Below are 16,599 nucleotides of genomic sequence, written 5' to 3' on the forward strand. Positions count from 1 at the left end.
TGCGCCTTGGCGAGACGGGGGGTGAGCTGTGCGTCCCCGGCCTGCCGGCTGAAGACGATGGGTTGCTGCTTCTCACCCGGGTCGAGGTCCTCCACGCTGAGGAAGCGTGTCTCGACGACCTTCCCGGACTGGTCGTCGAAGTCGATCTGCACGGCGTACGAGGCCTTGGTGCCGGTCTTGTTGGTGACCGTGACCATCACGCCGAGCAACCCGCTGGTCTCGTTCCTGGGCAGGCCCTTGATACCCACCTCGGAGACCGCGTTGCCGCGTCCCTCGACGTCCTTCAGTTCCTTCTCCGCGGTCGCACTGCCCCGGGCGATCTGGGCGTCGACGGACGCCTCGAACTCGGAGGCGCGGGCCCGCGCGGAAGAGGCCGCCGCGGAAGCCGAAGCCTTGGCGGAGGCGATCGCCGAAGCCGCCCGGGAGGCCATGGCGGACGGCGCCAGCCCCGAGAACGATGCAGCGTCAGGGCTGCGCGGCGTCCGGGAAGGCGAGGAGCTGTTGTCCTCGGAGTCACTGCACGCGGTGAGCGCGACAGCGCAGAGCGCACAGCCGAGGGCCGCCGCGACGGCTCGGCGGCCGCGGCCGGGGTGGTCTCGCAGCATCCTGTCTTCCTTCGCGCCTGGCCTGGTCGATGTGTGTTCATCGTGGGCGCGGTGGGGGTGGTGCGCGATTCCAGTCATCCGTTCGTATGACGCTCCCGAGGATTCCGCAGGTCGCTCAGGAAGTCCGCAGAGGTGCGCACCTCACCGAAGCGGGGAAACGTCCTCTCCACCGCGAACCGGTGCTCGTCGGTGGTGAATCCGGACATGGCGTCGGCGACGAACGCCACCTCGTAGCCGTGGTCGGCCGCGGCACGCGCGGTGGATTCGACGCCCATCGTGGTGACCAGCCCGGCAAGGACGAGCGTGTCGACACCGCGCTTGCGCAGCTGCTCGTCCAGATCCGTCCCGTAGAACGCGCCGATGGTGTGCTTGACCACCACGATGTCGCCGTCATGCACCAGGCCGTCGGCGAAGTCACTGCCCGGCGGCTGCTCCGCGACCTGCGGCCGCTCCACCCTGACCATCACCACCGGCCGTCCGCTCGCGCGGAAGGACCCGGCCAGCGAGCGGCAGCGCGCGAGGACTTCCTCACCGGAGTGCGGTGCGAGCGGCAGCGCCACGATGCGCGGCATCAGGTCGACGAGGACGAGTGCGGAGGTCATGGCACTGATCGTATGCGGCAGCCGGCCGACCGGCCGTCGTACGGTGCAATCCCTAGCCCTCCACGTAGTCGACGGTCTGCATCATCCCGAGGTCCTCGTGCTGGAGCTGGTGGCAGTGGGCCATGCTGCGGCCGGTGAAGTCCTCGTACCTGACCAGGAAGGTGGCCGACTCTCCGGGTCTGCCGCCGGTCAGGCCGATGGTGTCGTGCCAGACCGGCGGGTCGAGCCGTCGGCCGTTGCGGTGGGTGAGGAGGACCTGGTTGGTGTGCAGGTGGAAGGGATGGCTGTGCGCCGGCACGCTTTCGTCGGTGCGGACGGTCCAGCGCTCCACGGCGCCCAGGCGCAGGGTGTGGTTGACGTATCCGGGGTCGAACAGGCCGTAGGCCGGGTCGTGTCTGAGATCGCCGTCGGGGTCGGCGGCCGGCGTGGCGCCGGTGCCCAGGACGCGGAAGGCGTTCGGGAACGGGCCCGGGAAGACGCCATGGTCGGCGTGGAAGATCAGCTCCCGGTCGGCGTCCGGGTTGTCGATGTCCCGCTCGTCGAGGAACGGCCTGCCCTGCGGCAGCGAGTCCGGCAGCTGCATCTGCGGTTCGACGGGCTCTCCGGTGACCTCGATCGTCATCAGCGGTACGGGAACGCCCTCGGCCCGCAGTTCGTACGTGCCGGGCTCCGCTCCCCGGACCAGCACGTCGGCGCGGTTGCCCATGGCCAGGTCGAGGGCGTTGCGGGACACGGGCCGTGCGAAAGTCACGCCGTCCTGCGCGATCTGGTGCAGCGGCAGGCTTCCGCGGCGGCCGGTGACCTGGAGCCGCAGTTCGGTGAAGGCGGTCGCGGCGACGAGCCGCCACCGCTGGACCTCGCCGGGCCGCAGTCGAAGGGTGGGGTTGACCGCGCCGTTGACGGCGAACGTGGAGCGGATGCCGGCCAGCCAGCCATTGGAGGTGAAGGCCGGCACCTTGCCGTCCTTGACCTTCAGCTCGTTGATGCATACGACGAGGTCGGCGGCCGCCTTGATCTCGGGGACCTCGTCGACGTCGCCCTCGACGACGATCACACCCGCCATGCCGCCGACGACCTGCTCGGCGAGGGCGCCGTGCAGATGGGGGTGGTACCAGTAGGTGCCCGCGGGGTGGTCGGCCGGCACGTGGATCACCGTCAGGTAGCGCGGCTCCGGTACGCCGGCGTCCGCCTCGTCCTGGGTGCGCGGTGCGAACTCGCGGAGGACGTTGTCGGCGATCCCGGACGGGGAGACGTGCATGCCGTGGGTGTGCACGTTGAAGCTGTTGGGGTGGTGCGGCGTGTTGTGGCCGCCGGTGTGGGGCGGGTTGGGCGGGAGGCCGTTGATGTGCGTCAGCCGCAGGGTCTGGCCGCCCCGCACGCGCAGGGTCGGGCCGGGGAGCGCCCCGTTGTAGGTACGGGTGGTGATCCGGCCGTAGCCCGGTACGGAGACGTCCGTGAACCGGACGTCGAGCGTCTGCTCCAGCACCGGCGACATCCCGCCGGGCAGGGACCGGGCGGTCGACACCGGCGGTTGTGGGAAGGACGGCGACGCGGCGGCCGCGCGCCGCGCTCCAAGGAACCCTCCCGACACCGCCGCCAGTCCCACGGCGGGGAACGCCTTGACCACCGACCGACGGCTGATTCTGCGAGCATCTCCCATAAGGGTGCAATATAGGCATAGAAGATCAAAACTCGCGTATGCCGCACCATGCCGGACGTGTATGACCGGGTCACGGTCGCAGGAGTGTCACTTCCCGCGCGTGTGCGGCCTGGGTGGCCGGGGACCAGTCGCCCGTGCAGTACACGGACGCCTCGCTGATCGCGCCGTCGCGGACCTCGGCCCGCATCAGCTCACGGCAGTACCAGCGGCCCTGCGCGTCCTCCCACTGCTCCTCGAACTCCAGGACCAGCCCCGTCGGGGTGGCGTCGACGCGGTGGCGCGGGACCGTGCCGAGGTCGGGGTGGCTGCGGCGGCGGACGGCGACCAGTTCGTCGGGGCCGCGGGTCTGCAGCCGCCACTGCGGCAGGCTCAGGTCGAGCAGCACGTCGTCGGTGAAGAGGCCGTCGGGCGCGGTGTTCGTCCGCAGGAACCGTACGAACAGGTCGGCGAGTTCCTTCACCCGTGCCGGGTCGGGAGCGGTGCTCATGACGTCGCCTCCGTCAGCTGTGCGAGGTTGCGTGCGATGACCTGCATCGTGCGCTTGAACTCGGCGGTGGGGCTGAACTCGACGATCTCGGTGCCGGCGAAGAGCAGCGGGAGGTGTCCGGGGGCGCCGTAGTAGGCGTCGCCCGCGTGGAACACCTCGTCGTGGTCGGCGTACCGGAAGACGATCCTGCCGGTGAGGACCTGCCCCCAGTGCGGGCACTGGCAGCGGTCGCCGGGCAGCCCGCGGAACAGCGGGGCCGGGTCAAGGTCCTGCTTCATCGTCTCGTAGCCGACGGTGTACGGGCCGACCTCGGCGTACCGGCCCTCGATGACCGCTTCGTCGACGCGGAGTTCGGCTTCGGCCTTGGTGGTGCGTGGCATGGTGTCCGCCTTCGCGCTCGGGGTCGTACGTCCTGTCGTACGACGTCGTCACCCGGGCAGGCGTGACACCGGGCGGCACGGTGTGAGGGGCGGCCTCACACCCGCCAGGCCGGGGTGTTCTCCGGCTGGTACACGCACAGGGTGCCCGTGCGGACGGCGCTGTCCAGATGCCGTCCCAGCTCCGGGTGGACGACCGCGATCCGGCGTACCGCGGCACGGATGCGCGCGGTCACGGCCGTACGGGCCCGTTCGACGGGCGAACCGGAGCGGCGGACGCGCCCGCCGATGCCGTACGCGGCCGACAACTGCGCGACGAGTGCGTCCCGCTCCACGGCGACCCGTTCCGAGCGCGCGCCGTCGCCGGCGGCGTCCGCCTCCTCGGCCTCCTCCTCCAGCTCCCGCAGCCGGCGCCGGTAGGCGGTCCGGGCGGTCGCGTCGAGGATCTCGCCGGTGTCGCCCTCGGGGTGGAGGTCGTCGGGGGCCGGGGTGGGGCGGGGGCCGCCGGGTGCGGCCAGTTCGACGGCCGGTACCGGCCTTCCGGGCCGGGCGAGCAGCACGGCGATGTCCCGGAGTCCCTTGCAGTCGGGCACGCGGGCGTCCCGGCCGCCGTAGCGGAGATGCCAGAGGGTTCCTTCCCTGAGGAAGAACGGGGGGTCGTCGGCGGGCTCGCGAGGTGAGGGCGCGGGTGGTCGCTGTGCCGGGGAGTGGAGGGGATCGGCGGGGTCGGGCGTGGGGGCCGTGTGTGTGCGGGCCGCCACCGCGCCCGCCGCTGCCCGCCCCTCCCCAGCGATCCGGTCGGCCAGGGCCACCGCGCCGGCCTCGCGGGCCGACGACAGGGCGCGGTCGTGGTGGCGTTGGTACGCGGCCGGGTCGTCCAGGGCCGCGGCCAGCAGCGTCAGATGCCGGTCGACCGGGCCGCGTACCGCCGCGCCGATGCCCTCCACCACCCACAGGCCCGCGTACGGGGCGAGCAGGGCGTACAGCCGGGCCGCCGCCGGGTGCGTGCCCAGGTGGTTGACCGTCTCCGCCGCCTGGGCCAGCATCGGCAGCCACTCGCTGTCGCGGGCGGCTCCGTCGAGCCGGGGCGCCACCGCCGAGAGCCTGCGTGCCGCTTCGTCCGTACGGCCCGCCTGCGCCGCGAGCAGCGCCAGCGTGACCCGGGGCCACAGTCCGGGCAGCCGGTCCAGCGGTGGCATCCCCGCGAGGAGCCGGTCCAGCGCCTCGCGGTCGCCGGTCTCGGTGTACAGGCACCAGCGCTGGGTGCCGGCCAGCAGCGCGGCGTTGGCGCTGCCGGCCGCGCGGCCGATCGCCTCCGTCTCCTCGACGGCCGCCGCGCAGTCGTCGTACCGGCCTTCCATCAAGGCCCGCGCACCGCGCCACAACGCCACGTACCAGGCGTACAGAGGCCGCCGCAGCGGTCGTACGGCCGTCTCGTAGGCGAGCGCCTCGGCGTCCGCGTCGGCGAACGCGCCGGTCTCCAGCAGGGCGAGCAGGCGGTGGCGGCGGCCCAGCAGTTCCAGCACGGTCTCGGGGAGGGCGCGGGCGACGGCGATGATCTCGGCGGAGCGGGCGAGCCGGTCGTGGCAGTGGTCGGGCCCGGGGCGGGCGTCGCACAGCGCGGCCAGCGCCGGTCCGAGCGTCGCCGGGTCCCCGGCAGCCCGCGCCTCGCCGACCGCTTCCTCCGCCCAGGCCACGCGCTGCGCCTCGGGTTCCACCAGGGCGGACGCGAGGGACAGGCGGGCGGTGACGGCGGCGCGCAGCGCGCTCGGGGCCGGGGCGGCGGCGAGCGCGGCACGGGCCTCGGTGAGCAGGTCCAGCTGCTCACGGTCTTCGAGGTCGACCTCGAAACCGACGGGGCCGGTGCCCAGCCCCAGGGCGGCGCGGGCCAGCTGCTCGGGGCGGCGGGCGTCCCGGGCGAGGCGCGCGGCCCGCAGCAGTGCGGCACGCGCGGCCTGCCAGTCGCCGGCTCCGAAACGGGCGGAGCCGAGGCCGGTGAGCACGTCGATGAGGGTGACGGTGGTGGGGTCGGCCGGGGGTGGCGGGGGTGGGCCGGTGGGCGCCGTCGCTGCGGGGGCGTCCACACCGCGACCCGCCGACACCGTACGGCGTTCCGTGCCGAACCGTCCGACGGTCCTCAGCGCATCCGCACCGTCCTCCGCCGACACCGCTTCCGTCTGCGCCAGGCACTCCGCCGCACGCTCGTACCAGCGCACCGCGTCCTCGTAGGCGTACAGCCCCTCCGCCTGCCGCGCGGCCCGGTGGGCGTAGGCGGCGGCCTCGGCCTCGTGGCCGGGGCCCGACCGGAGGAGGTGGTGGGCGACCTCGGCCGGGCCGGTGTCGCGGCCGCGGCGGGCGTGGCCGGCCAGGACCGTGGCGGCGGTGCGGTGCAGGGCGGCGCGCTCGCCCGGCGAGAGCGTTGCGTGGACGGCCTCGCGGAGCAGGTCGTGGCGGAAGGCGCCGCGGGCGGCGTCCGGGTCGGCGGTCAGACCGGCGCCCGCGGATTCGGCGAGCAGCGCGCGCACCTCGGCCAGGGGCACTCCCGCGGTCTCGGCGAGCACATCCAGCCGGAAGCGGGTGCCGAGAACGGAGGCGACGGCGAGCAGGTGGGCGGCGCGCGGTGTGAGTTCGGCGAGCCGTGCGGCGACCGCGGCGCGTACGGCGACGGGTGACGTCCCCGCCGGAGTGGTTCTCGCGTCGGGTGCCGCGTTCCCCGCCACGACCGGCGCCGTGCCCGAGCCGTGGTCTGACGCGGGCGCCTGCGGGACCGCCGCCGTCTCCGTGTCCCAGCCGCCCGCGCGCAGCAGTTCGGTGACGAAGAAGGCGTCCCCGCCGGTGCGCCGTACCAGTGAGCGGACGGCGTCCGCGGCCGGGGGCGTACCGGTGGCGGCCGCCACGAGCGCGGCGACGTCCGTGGCCGGCAGCGGACCCAGCGGCAGGGTGCGGCCCCGGCGCAGCAACTGGGCCCGGGCCCAGGCCCGGTCGCGCCACGCGGCGTCGTCGTCGCGGGCGGTGGCGAGCAGCAGTACGGGCGCGCCGCGGGTGGCGTCGGCGGTCTCCAGCAGCAGGCGCAGCGAGGAGGCGTCGGCGGCGTGGACGTCGTCGAGGACCAGGAGCAGCGGGGTTCGTGCGGCGGCAGTGGCCAGCAGCTCGGCCACATCGCCGGTGAGCCTCAGGCGCGCCGTCTCGGGGTCGGCGCCGCGCAGGACGTCGGCCGTGGCGCCGGTGAGGAGGGCGCGCAGCGGCGGGGAGGCCGCGGCCAGCCGGCCGCACCGGACGTCGTCGGCGACGAGGGCGCGTAGTACCCGAGCCCAGGGCCGGTAGGCGGTGGTGGCGGTCTCCGGCGGGCACCAGCTCCACAGCGTGCGCAGGCCGTCCGCGCGGGCGGCGGCCTCCTCGGCGGTACGGGTCTTGCCGGCGCCGGCCGCTCCGGTCAGCGTGACCAGCCCGCCGCGTCCGGCCGCGGCCCTCTCCAGCGCGCGGCGCAGCTCGAACAGCACGTCCGCGCGTCCCACGAACGGGTACTCCGCGACCACGGTCACAGTCCTTCGGCGGAGCAGGCCGGTGCCTGCCCCGCCTCCGAGCGTAGGCGCGCCCGAGCCCGGTCGCGAGAGCGCCCCTCACGGCTCGGACCAGCGCAGACCCACATGGCATGATCCAGTCGACCGGCCGCGCTGGTCGCCGCCACGGAGAAGGGACATGGCCGATGGACGAGGAAGAGTGGCTGCACCGCCATGGCCTTCACCCGGTCGGCGCGGACCTCGACGAGGTGCGCCGACTGCTCGGCGTGCGGATCCGGCTGGAGCAGCGGGCTCAGGGCGAGGGCGACACGGAGCTGATGAAGCTGTGCTGCGTGCAGCTGTTCAACGCCGGCGATCTCGGCGACGTACTGCTCATCTGGAAGGCCAAGACCGCCGGCATGGACGCCGACTGTTCGATCGACGTCCAGTTGCTGTGCGGCGGCGGACTCGCCGAGACCAAGGCGTACCTGTCGTCCCGGCGCCTGCCGGAGGCCGAAGCCGCGCTTCAGCGCTTGCTCGCCTGCGAGGCGGCCGGCGACTTCGAGGACTTCTCCGTGACGGAACACTCGGCCCGTTACGCCGCCTACTACGGCACGTGATGGCGGCCCGTCGGCCCTAGCGGTTGACCGAGCGCATGCCCGCCTCGTCGTACCGCTCCCCCGCCGCCTCCGGCAGTTCGGCGTCGATGCGGGCCAGGTCGTCCTGGCTCAGCGTGATGTCGACCGCGGCGGCGTTCTGTTCCAGGTAGGTGCGGCGCTTGGTGCCGGGGATCGGCACCAGGTCGTCGCCCTGGGCCAGCACCCACGCGATCGCCAGCTGGGCCGGCGTGACGTCCTTCTCCGCCGCGATCTCCTTCACCTTCGCCGCCAGCCGCAGGTTCGCCTCCAGGTTCTCGTCCTGGAAGCGAGGGTTCTGGCGGCGCCAGTCGTCCACGTCCAGGTCCTCGGGCGAGGTGAACCGCCCGGCGAGGAACCCACGGCCCAGCGGCGAGTACGGCACGAAGCCGATGCCCAGCTCACGGCAGGCCGGCAGCACCTCGGCCTCCATGTCCCGCGTCCACAGCGAGTACTCGCTCTGCACCGCGGTGACCGGGTGCACGGCGTGCGCGCGCCGGATGGTCTCCGCGCTCGCCTCGCTCAGGCCGATGTGGCGCACCTTGCCCTCGGCGACCAGCTCTCCCAGCGCGCCGACCGTCTCCTCGATGGGGACCTTGGGGTCGACCCGGTGCTGGTAGTACAGATCGATGTAATCGGTGCCCAGACGCTGCAGGGAGCCGTCGACCGAGCTGCGGACGTGCTCGGCCGAGCCGTCCTGCGGGCCGACCGTGCTGATGTCGCCCGGCACGGCGTTGTCCATCCGGTAGTTGAACTTCGTAGCGATCACGTATTCATCGCGGTGCCCGCGGATCGCCTCGCCGACGAGGGACTCGTTGGTGAGCGGCCCGTACATCTGGGCGGTGTCGAGGAAGGTCACGCCGAGGTCGAGGGCGCGCCGGATCGTCGCGATCGCCTCCTCCCGGTCGGCGGAGCCGTAGAAGGCGGACATTCCCATGCACCCCAGGCCGATGGCCGATACCTGGAGCTCCCGCAGACTGCGCTTCAGCATGCCTTGTCCCACCTTTCCCGCGTCACTCATTCGTCATTGGGCGGCGCGAAGCCCTCGTCCATCCAGCAACGGATCACACTGCCCGGCAACCCGTGAGATGCGAGGGGAGACGGGCTTCGCGCCCCTCACGCCGCTTGGCGTCTGCGACGTTACGACCTGGAGTGCGCTCCAACGCAAGCCGGCCGTCCGGCGGTGCGACGTGACCCGGACGCGCCCGTTGGGTCCGGGTCCCCACCGGCCGGCCGCGTGCCCGCCGCCGACGTGCGCGGGCTCAGCCGTGTCCCGCGGCGGCTGCCCCGTTCTGGGCTCGGCGGGCGGTGGCGAAACGGCGCTGGTAGGCGGCGGGGCTGATGGACAGTTCGCGTGCGAAGACGCGGCGCAGGCTCTCGTACCCCGGGAAGCCGGACAGGGAGGCCGCCTGCGTCGCGGTGTAGCCCTGGTCCAGCAGCGACTTCGCGATGTCGAACCGGACGGACTCGACGAACCGGGCCGGGGTGGTGCCCAGTTCCTCGCGGAACAGCCGCGTCAGATGGCGGGGGCTGATGTGCAGGTGGGTCGCGAGCGCGGCCAGGGAGTGGTCGCCGGCGGGGTCGGCGGTGACGCGGGCGACGACGCCCCGTAGTGCGGGTGAGCGGGGCGGAGGGCCCTGGAGCGGTGCGGAGAACTGCGACTGGCCGCCCGCCCGCTGGAGGTAGACGACAAGGGAACGGGCCACCTCCCGGCTCACGTCGGGGCCGTGGTCCTCCTCGATGAGGGCGAGCGCGAGGTCGATGCCCGCGGTGACGCCCGCGGAGGTGTAGGTCGTGCCGTCGCGGACGTAGATGGCGTCGGGTTCGACCCGGGCCTTCGGGCAGCGGGCGGCGAGTTCGCCCGTGATCTTCCAGTGAGTGGTCGCGCGTTTGCCGTCGAGAAGACCCGCGGCCGCCAGGACGAAGGCTCCCGAGCACACCGAGGCGACCCGGTCCGACCTGGCCGCCAGGTCACGGGTGGCGTCCACCAGGTCGGGCGTGACGGGGGTGCGGGGGTAGAGGTCCGCGCCGGGTACGAGCAACGTGTCGGGGTGCGGCTCGGCAGCGACGCCGCCTTCCACGGTGATCCGGATGCCGATCGAGGACGTGACGTCCTCGCCGGTCGCCGAGACGAGGGCGATCCGGTAGTCGGCGCCCAGCCTGTTCGCTTCCGCGAACGCGTCGGCGGGTCCAGCGACGTCGAGCAGTTTGACCCCGTCGTAGACGAGGATCACCACGCGATGCGAGTCCGGGAGCACGGACCCATCCTGGCATGGCCGGATTCGAGGGGTTCACGGCCGGACGGATGCGGCGCCGGAGCCCTGACCGTCGGCACCGTGGAGAACGGACGCACGGTCCACCCGCAGCCCATCGCACCGGAAGGCGCCGACTTCATGACCGACACCATCGCGGGGATCGAGATCCCCGACACCCGGGCCGTCGCGGAGGCCACGGATTTCCTCCGGGACACGGCCGGCCCCCTGCTCCTCCACCATTCCCGGCGGGTCTTCCTCTTCGGTTCCCTGCACGCACGCGCGAGGGGCATCGAGACCGACCCGGAGCTGCTCTACGTCTCCGCGATGTTCCACGACGCGGGTCTGCTGACGCCGTTCTCCGACGCGGAGCAGCGTTTCGAGCTCGACGGTGCCGACCACGCGCGGAGTTTTCTGCTGGAGCGCGGTTTCCCCGAGCACGCCGCCGAGGTGGTGTGGCTGGCGATCGCCCTGCACACCACGCCCGGGATTCCCGGCCGGATGGGCGGGGAGATCGCCGCCACGACGTTCGGTGTGCTCACCGACGCGATCGGCTGGGGGCTGGACCGGCTGGACGGCGGCCAGGTCGAGGAGATCGTCGCCGTTCATCCGCGCGGCGATTTCAAGAAGGAGTTCCTGCAGGTTTTCGTCGAAGGCCTGAAGAACCGTCCGGACACGACGTACGGAACCGTCAACGCGGACGTTCTCGAGCATTTCGTTCCCGGTTTCCGTCGCGGGTCCATGGTGCGGCGCGTCATGGACGCTCCCTGGCCCCAGTGACGCTCAGCACCTCGGTGCCTCAACACGTCAGCACCTCAGCACTTCAACACATCAGCACCTCACGAAAGGAATGCCCGTGCTAGCCATCACCGTGCGGGACCGCGAAGCCGGAGTCGAAGGTCTGGCCCTGGAAGAGCTGCCCCCGCCCCACGCCGCCGAGAACGACGTCGTCGTCCGGGTGCACGCCGCCGGCTTCACCCGGGGCGAACTGGACTGGCCCGCCACCTGGACCGACCGCGCCGGCCGGGACCGTACGCCGAGCGTGCCCGGGCACGAGGTCTCGGGTGTCGTGACCGAGCTGGGTTACGGCACCACCGGCCTGACCGTCGGACAGCGGGTCTTCGGGCTGGCCGACTGGGCCCGCGACGGCTCGCTCGCCGAGTACGTCGCCGTGGAGGCCCGCAATCTCGCCCCGCTGCCCGCCGACATCGACCACACGACCGCGGCCGCGCTGCCGATCTCCGGGCTGACCGCCTGGCAGGGGCTCTTCGACCACGCGCGCCTCGCCACCGGCCAGACCGTCCTCATCCACGGCGCTGCCGGCGCCGTGGGCTCCCTCGCCGTGCAGCTCGCCCGTGAGGCGGGAGCCCGGGTGGTGGGCACGGGCCGCGCCGCCGACCGGGACGTCGCGCTCGCCCTGGGCGCGCACGCCTTCCTGGACCTGGGGGCGGACCGGCTGGAGGACATCGGTCAGGTCGATGTGGTGTTCGACGTGATCGGCGGGGACGTCCTCGACCGTTCGGCCGCGCTCGTGCGGCCCGGCGGCACGCTCGTCACGATCGCCCACCCGCCCAAGGTGCGGCCTCAGGACGGACGGGCCCTCTTCTTCGTGGTGGAACCCGACCGGACGCGGCTTGCCGATCTGGCCCAGCGCGTGCGGGACGGCCGGCTGTCCGTACGGGTCGGGGCCGTGCGCCCGTTGGCCGAAGCGGCAGAGGCCTTCGCCCCGCGCGAGCGTGTCCCCGGGCGCACGATCATCCGCGTGGCCGAGGAGTAGAGACCGGGGGCGGACCCTTCGGCGGGCGCCCGTCACCGCGAGATGCGGGCCTCGATGCCGTCGAGCAGGAAGTCGAGCCCCATCGCGAAGGTGGCGTCGGCGTCCAGGTGCTCGGCGTCGCGCACCACCGTGGCGAGGGCGGGGAACCGGCCGGTGGCGAACGTCCGCTCCAGATAGGGCCCGAGCGCCGCCTGCCAGCGCCTCTCGTCCATCCCGGTGGCCCGCTCGGCACGGCGCCCGGCGATCTCCCGGCGTACCGCGCCGATCACATAGGCGTCGACCGCGCCGACCACCGGCATGACGTCGTCCACGTCGACGCCGTCCAGCGCGGCCACCACGGCCTCTCCCCGGGCCAGCGCGTGCGGGCCGAGCTGCGGTCGGCCGCCGAGCAGGTCGGCGAGCCATTCGTGGGCGTGGACGGTCTGCCGGGTGCTTTCGGCGAGCGACCGGAGCACCTCCCGCCAGGTGTCCCCGGCCGGACGGATCTCGGCATAGGCCGCGTCGACCATCAGGTCGAGCAGCTCCTCCTTGCTGTCGATGTAGCTGTACAGCCGCATCGGCCCCACGCCCAGCGCGGTGGCGACCTTGCGCAGCGACACCGCCTCCAGGCCGTCCGCGTCGGCCAGTTCGATCGCCGCGCGCACGATCCGCTCGCGGTTCAGCGGGGCCGGCACGGGGCGATCCGGCGGCTCCGGTCTCTCCCACACCAACATGGCGCCCACCATACATCGCATTGATCGATACACTGTATCGTCCGATACGGTGTATCGAAGGAGAGGGCGACAGCCATGACCATTGCCATCGTCGGAGCCGGTCTCGGGGGCCTGGCGCTCGCCCGCGTGCTGCACGTGCACGGCATGGACGCCGTCGTGTACGAACGGGAAGCGTCACGCGACGCCCGCGGCCAGGGCGGCATGCTCGACATCCACTCCGGCCAGCGGGCGCTGCGCGAGGCCGGCCTGATCGACGAGTTCTACGCGATCGCCCGCGGTGAGGGCCAGGACATGCGCCTGCTCGAACCGGACGGCACCCTGCTGCTCCAGGAGGACACACCCGACGACGCCCCGCTCGCCCGGCCCGAGGTCGACCGTGCCGACCTGCGCGACCTGCTGCTGGACTCCCTGCCCGACGGCACCGTGCGCTGGGGGCACGCCTTCGTCCACGCCGCCGACGGCGCGCTGCACTTCGCCGACGGCGGCAGTGCGCCGTACGACCTGCTGGTCGGCGCGGACGGCGCCAACTCCCGGGTCCGGCCGCTGCTGACCGACGCGCGCCCGGCGCATCTCGGCCACCACGTCGTGGAGGTCGGCATTCCCGACATCGATCGCACGCACCCCGACCTCGCGGCGATGGTCGGACGCGGCACGCACTGGGTGCTCGGCGGCGGCATATCCCTGGCGGCGCAGCGCAACGGCGACGGCCGTGTGCGCATCGGCCTCGGCTTCTACAACACCCCCGAGGACTGGTTCGCCACCAGCGGGATCCCGTTCGACGACCCGGCCGCCGCCAAGGCACGGCTGATCGACCTGCTCCCTGGCTGGCACCCGCGGTTCACCGCGCTGATCGAGGCGTGCGACGACACGGTCGTACCCCGGTCGATCACCGCTCTGCCGGTCGGTCTGACCTGGCCGTCGAGGCCGGACGTCACGCTGGTCGGCGATGCCGCGCATCTGATGCCGCCGGTGGGCGAGGGCGCCAACATGGCGCTGCTCGACGGCGCGCTGCTCGGTCTCGCGCTGGCCGCGCACCCCGACGACTTCGCCGCCGCCGTCCAGGAGTACGAACGCGAGATGTTCGAACGGAGCACGGCTGCCGCCCGGATGTCCGCGGACCTGCACACCCTGCTGGCGTCGCCGGACGCCGCCCGGAAGATGCTCGCGTTCTTCCAGCCCGACGGAGACTGACCTGTGCCGAGCCGGGCGGGGGGGCTCACCAGCCGTCGAGCCGGACCAGGGGGAGAATCACCGCCCATGAGCCGAGACGACGATCCGCTCCACCTCTTGGTGCGTGCCCACGGCGGCGCGTCACCCCTGTCCACCACTGACCCTGGTGCCTCCGCGGACCCGGAGGACTTCGTGTACGAGGTCGCGCTGGACGATCCCCGGCTCGGCCTGCCGGACGACCTCGCCGAACGCCTCCGCGGCTGGGACCGCGCACGCCCCGGCGGCGGGTTCACCGACAGGCCGGCCCTGCGCCGCCATGCCGAGCGGGGGCTGGCAGCGGCCCAGGACCTGGCCCGGCATCTCGGTCCCGGCTGGGTGGTGCGCTTCTGGGACGAACAGCACCGCACCGCGAAGTTCGTGTGCTGGGGATGCCGGCAGCTGCACTGGACCGCCGACGCGCACGGCACGCCTCCGCACCCTCGCCATGTCGTGGTGGAGGGGCAGTACAAGTGGTTCCCTCTGCGCGCCGACGGCTTCGGCGACTTCGCCCCGGACGATCCCGCCGCCGCGCTCGGCCTGCCGGAGGACCTGGTGCGGGAGCTGTACCGGTGGGCGAAGGACATCGACTCGGTGATGGAGACCTGGCTGAGGGACCGGGACGACACCGCCCGCGAGGGCGCCTACGAGCGTCTGGAAGCCGAGGGCGAGCACCTCGCCCGGCGCGTCGCCGACGCACTCGCTCCCGGGCGGACGGTCACCTACGGGGGAATCGGCTGACCTGGTCGTGGCCGGCGGCCGCCGCGCCACAGGGCGGAGCGCACGACGCCCTCCCGGACGGAGCCCGCCGGAACGACTGCTCTCCACCCGGCATGATCCTGTGTCGACTACGTATGCTGCTGGCCGCCCGACCACCCTCGGGCCGGCGGAATCGTGAGGGGGAGCATGAGACCGGTGGACGCGACCGATCCGGCGACGGTCGGGGGGTATCCGCTGCTGGCACGCCTCGGCGCCGGAGGGATGGGGCAGGTCTATCTGTCGCGGACCCCGGCCGGGCGGCCGCTGGCGTTGAAGGTCGTCCGACCGGACCTCGCCGAAGGGGCCGATTTCGAGGCCCGGTTCGCCCGGGAGATACGCAACAGCGACCTCGTACGCTCGCCGTTCACCGTCTCCGTCGTGGACTTCAGCCCGCCCGGCCGGCGCCCCCTGTGGCTCGCGACCGAGTACGTCCCCGCGCCCTCGCTCGCCGACCGGGTCGGCCGGCACGGGCCGCTGCCCGAGGTGAGCGTGCGCGCGCTGGCCGGGGAACTCGCCGCCGCGATCACCGCCGTACACGACTGCGCGCTCACGCACCGGGACGTGAAGCCGTCGAACATCCTCCTGGCCCGGGAGCGGCCGATGCTCATCGACTTCGGCATCGCCCGGGCGGCCGACGACTCACGGCACACCCGCGGCAACGGCGTCATCGGCTCCCCCGGCTACCTCCCGCCCGAGCAGATCGCCCAGGGCGTCGTGCACCCGGCCGGGGACGTCTTCGCCCTCGCCTGCGTCGTGGTGTTCGCGGCGACGGGGCACAGCCCCTTCCAGTACCCGGGAGAGGACGTCTCGGCGGCCTCCCTGCTGTACCGCGTCGTGCACGAGGAGCCTCGCCTCGACGGGCTGCCCCCGGGACTGCTGCCGGTCGTGACGCGCTGCCTGGCGAAGGATCCCGACCGGCGTCCCCTCGGCAGGGAACTCACCGAGCTGCTGCCGCGGCGCCCCGACGCGGGCTGGAGGCATGCGCTGCCGGCCGGACTCGCCGACGATCTCGCCGCCCGCGAGGCGGAGGTCGCGCGCCTGGTGGGGGCGGGCGGGCCGGGACGGCCCGTCGGGGTGTTCGGGCCTCCGTCGCCCCCTGCCGCCTTCACGGACGCCATGGCGGGCGGCGGCGAGCGGTCGGCGCCTTCCCCGGCGAAGCGCGGGGCGCGTACCGCGTGGGTCGTCACCGCCGTCGTCGGCGTCGCGGCGGTCGCGGCGCTGGTGGTGTCGCTGCTGGACCCGTTCGGCGGGCACGGCGGGCAGGGGGGCACAGGCCCGCAGGTGGGCGGGTCCGTTGCGCCGTCCGTGGCGGTCACGGCGTCGGCGCTCCCCGCGCGCTGGCTGGGCGTCTGGACCGGCTCCGGGCCGGGCAACCCCGCCGCCGACGGACGACTGGCACCGCGCACCGACTCGTTCGAGGTCACGCTGACCCTCCACGCGGCGGCGGTCGGGGAGCTGGCCGGCAAGCAGGTCAGCCATGTCAGCGAGGTCGGCACGCGCCGCGAGGTGGGCTGCACCGAGGCGCTCGAACTGCGCGAGGTACGCGGCGGCACCGCCGTCCTCGAAGCGGTCACCAGCCACCCCACCGATCGCTCCGCCTCCCTGCTGACCTGCGAGAAGGGGCATGTGTACGTCGTCGAGCTGACGGACGACGACACCCTGTCGCTCGGGGAGGAGGGCGCGCAGTCGGCGGGGGCGCCCTCCCGGCTGCGCCGCAGTCACTGACGGCCGGCCCGCCCCCTAGGTCACTCGGGCAGGCGGCGCATCTCCACGACGTGCAGGCCCAGGGAGCGGCAGCGTGCGAGGAGGCCGTACAGGTGGGCCTCGTCGATGACGGTGCCGTACAGGACGGTCTCGCCCGACATCACCACGTGGCCCAGTTCGGGGAATGCCTTGGCGAGCGTGTCCGACAGGTTTCCCTCGACGCGGATCTCATAGCGCACGGGTCTGACCTCCCACGGCCTGCTGGGACGGGCCGACGGCGCCCTTTCCAGCGATCCTGCGCCCTCCCGGCGGTGCGGGCCTC

General features: G+C 73.4%; 16 protein-coding genes. 6 read left to right on the forward strand and 10 right to left on the reverse strand.

The window, feature by feature from the left end; all coding sequences use genetic code 11:
• From IE308_RS10180 to IE308_RS10205, 6 genes are all read right to left on the reverse strand, one after another.
• Positions 1–605 (reverse strand): hypothetical protein (locus IE308_RS10180; protein WP_190217599.1); only part of this gene is annotated, 605 nt, incomplete at its 3' end.
• Positions 606–679: 74 nt separating this feature from the next.
• Entirely contained in the window at positions 680–1,207 is a 528-nt protein-coding gene (locus tag IE308_RS10185; RefSeq protein WP_190217600.1) for an isochorismatase family protein, read from the reverse strand.
• Between the two features lie 52 nt (positions 1,208–1,259).
• Entirely contained in the window at positions 1,260–2,693 is a 1,434-nt protein-coding gene (locus IE308_RS10190) for a multicopper oxidase family protein (RefSeq protein WP_190217601.1), read from the reverse strand.
• Positions 2,694–2,937: 244 nt separating this feature from the next.
• Positions 2,938–3,354 carry a hypothetical protein gene (locus IE308_RS10195; protein WP_190217602.1) on the reverse strand — a complete coding sequence of 139 codons (417 nt, stop codon included), beginning with the start codon at positions 3,352–3,354 and terminating at the stop codon, positions 2,938–2,940.
• Entirely contained in the window at positions 3,351–3,734 is a 384-nt protein-coding gene (locus IE308_RS10200; RefSeq protein ID WP_190217603.1) for a cupin domain-containing protein, read from the reverse strand. The genes IE308_RS10195 and IE308_RS10200 overlap by 4 nt, the downstream gene beginning before the upstream one ends.
• A gap of 95 nt (positions 3,735–3,829) precedes the next feature.
• Positions 3,830–7,267 (reverse strand): ATP-binding protein, encoded by a 3,438-nt coding sequence (locus IE308_RS10205; RefSeq protein WP_190217604.1) that lies wholly within the window; start codon positions 7,265–7,267, stop codon positions 3,830–3,832.
• 170 nt (positions 7,268–7,437) lie between these two features.
• On the opposite strand from IE308_RS10205, the gene IE308_RS10210 reads away from it, so the two are divergent.
• Complete coding sequence (locus IE308_RS10210; protein ID WP_110626042.1) at positions 7,438–7,851, forward strand: hypothetical protein; 414 nt, start codon at positions 7,438–7,440, stop codon at positions 7,849–7,851.
• Positions 7,852–7,867: 16 nt separating this feature from the next.
• Here the strand turns inward: IE308_RS10210 and IE308_RS10215 are convergent, their stop codons facing one another.
• Positions 7,868–8,857: an aldo/keto reductase gene (locus tag IE308_RS10215; protein WP_110626043.1), complete on the reverse strand. Its 990-nt coding sequence runs from the start codon at positions 8,855–8,857 to the stop codon at positions 7,868–7,870.
• A 271-nt stretch (positions 8,858–9,128) separates the two neighbouring features.
• Positions 9,129–10,124: a GlxA family transcriptional regulator gene (locus IE308_RS10220; protein WP_190217605.1), complete on the reverse strand. Its 996-nt coding sequence runs from the start codon at positions 10,122–10,124 to the stop codon at positions 9,129–9,131.
• A gap of 135 nt (positions 10,125–10,259) precedes the next feature.
• Here IE308_RS10220 and IE308_RS10225 point away from each other — a divergent pair, with 135 nt between their 5' ends.
• A complete protein-coding gene (locus IE308_RS10225; RefSeq protein ID WP_190218265.1) occupies positions 10,260–10,898 on the forward strand; it encodes an HD domain-containing protein in 639 nt (212 codons plus the stop codon).
• Positions 10,899–10,974: 76 nt separating this feature from the next.
• On the forward strand, positions 10,975–11,895 hold the full coding sequence (locus IE308_RS10230) for an NADP-dependent oxidoreductase (RefSeq protein ID WP_190217606.1): 921 nt from the start codon (positions 10,975–10,977) through the stop codon (positions 11,893–11,895).
• 32 nt (positions 11,896–11,927) lie between these two features.
• Here IE308_RS10230 and IE308_RS10235 read toward each other — a convergent pair whose 3' ends face one another.
• A complete protein-coding gene (locus tag IE308_RS10235; protein ID WP_190217607.1) occupies positions 11,928–12,608 on the reverse strand; it encodes a TetR/AcrR family transcriptional regulator C-terminal domain-containing protein in 681 nt (226 codons plus the stop codon).
• A 75-nt stretch (positions 12,609–12,683) separates the two neighbouring features.
• Between IE308_RS10235 and IE308_RS10240 the strand changes: the two genes are divergently transcribed.
• The 3 genes from IE308_RS10240 (at position 12,684) to IE308_RS10250 (ending at position 16,298) form a co-directional block, all read left to right on the forward strand.
• On the forward strand, positions 12,684–13,799 hold the full coding sequence (locus tag IE308_RS10240; RefSeq protein WP_190217608.1) for an FAD-dependent oxidoreductase: 1,116 nt from the start codon (positions 12,684–12,686) through the stop codon (positions 13,797–13,799).
• A 66-nt stretch (positions 13,800–13,865) separates the two neighbouring features.
• Positions 13,866–14,555, forward strand: coding sequence for an immunity protein CdiI family protein (locus tag IE308_RS10245; RefSeq protein ID WP_190217609.1), 690 nt, complete (start codon positions 13,866–13,868; stop codon positions 14,553–14,555).
• 165 nt (positions 14,556–14,720) lie between these two features.
• Positions 14,721–16,298: a serine/threonine-protein kinase gene (locus tag IE308_RS10250; protein ID WP_190217610.1), complete on the forward strand. Its 1,578-nt coding sequence runs from the start codon at positions 14,721–14,723 to the stop codon at positions 16,296–16,298.
• A gap of 20 nt (positions 16,299–16,318) precedes the next feature.
• Here the strand turns inward: IE308_RS10250 and IE308_RS10255 are convergent, their stop codons facing one another.
• On the reverse strand, positions 16,319–16,516 hold the full coding sequence (locus tag IE308_RS10255) for a DUF8691 family protein (protein WP_110626049.1): 198 nt from the start codon (positions 16,514–16,516) through the stop codon (positions 16,319–16,321).
• Positions 16,517–16,599: the final 83 nt, after the last annotated feature.

Origin of the sequence: Streptomyces griseosporeus, assembly GCF_014656055.1 — a bacterium.
GTDB classification, from domain to species: domain Bacteria; phylum Actinomycetota; class Actinomycetes; order Streptomycetales; family Streptomycetaceae; genus Streptomyces; species Streptomyces griseosporeus.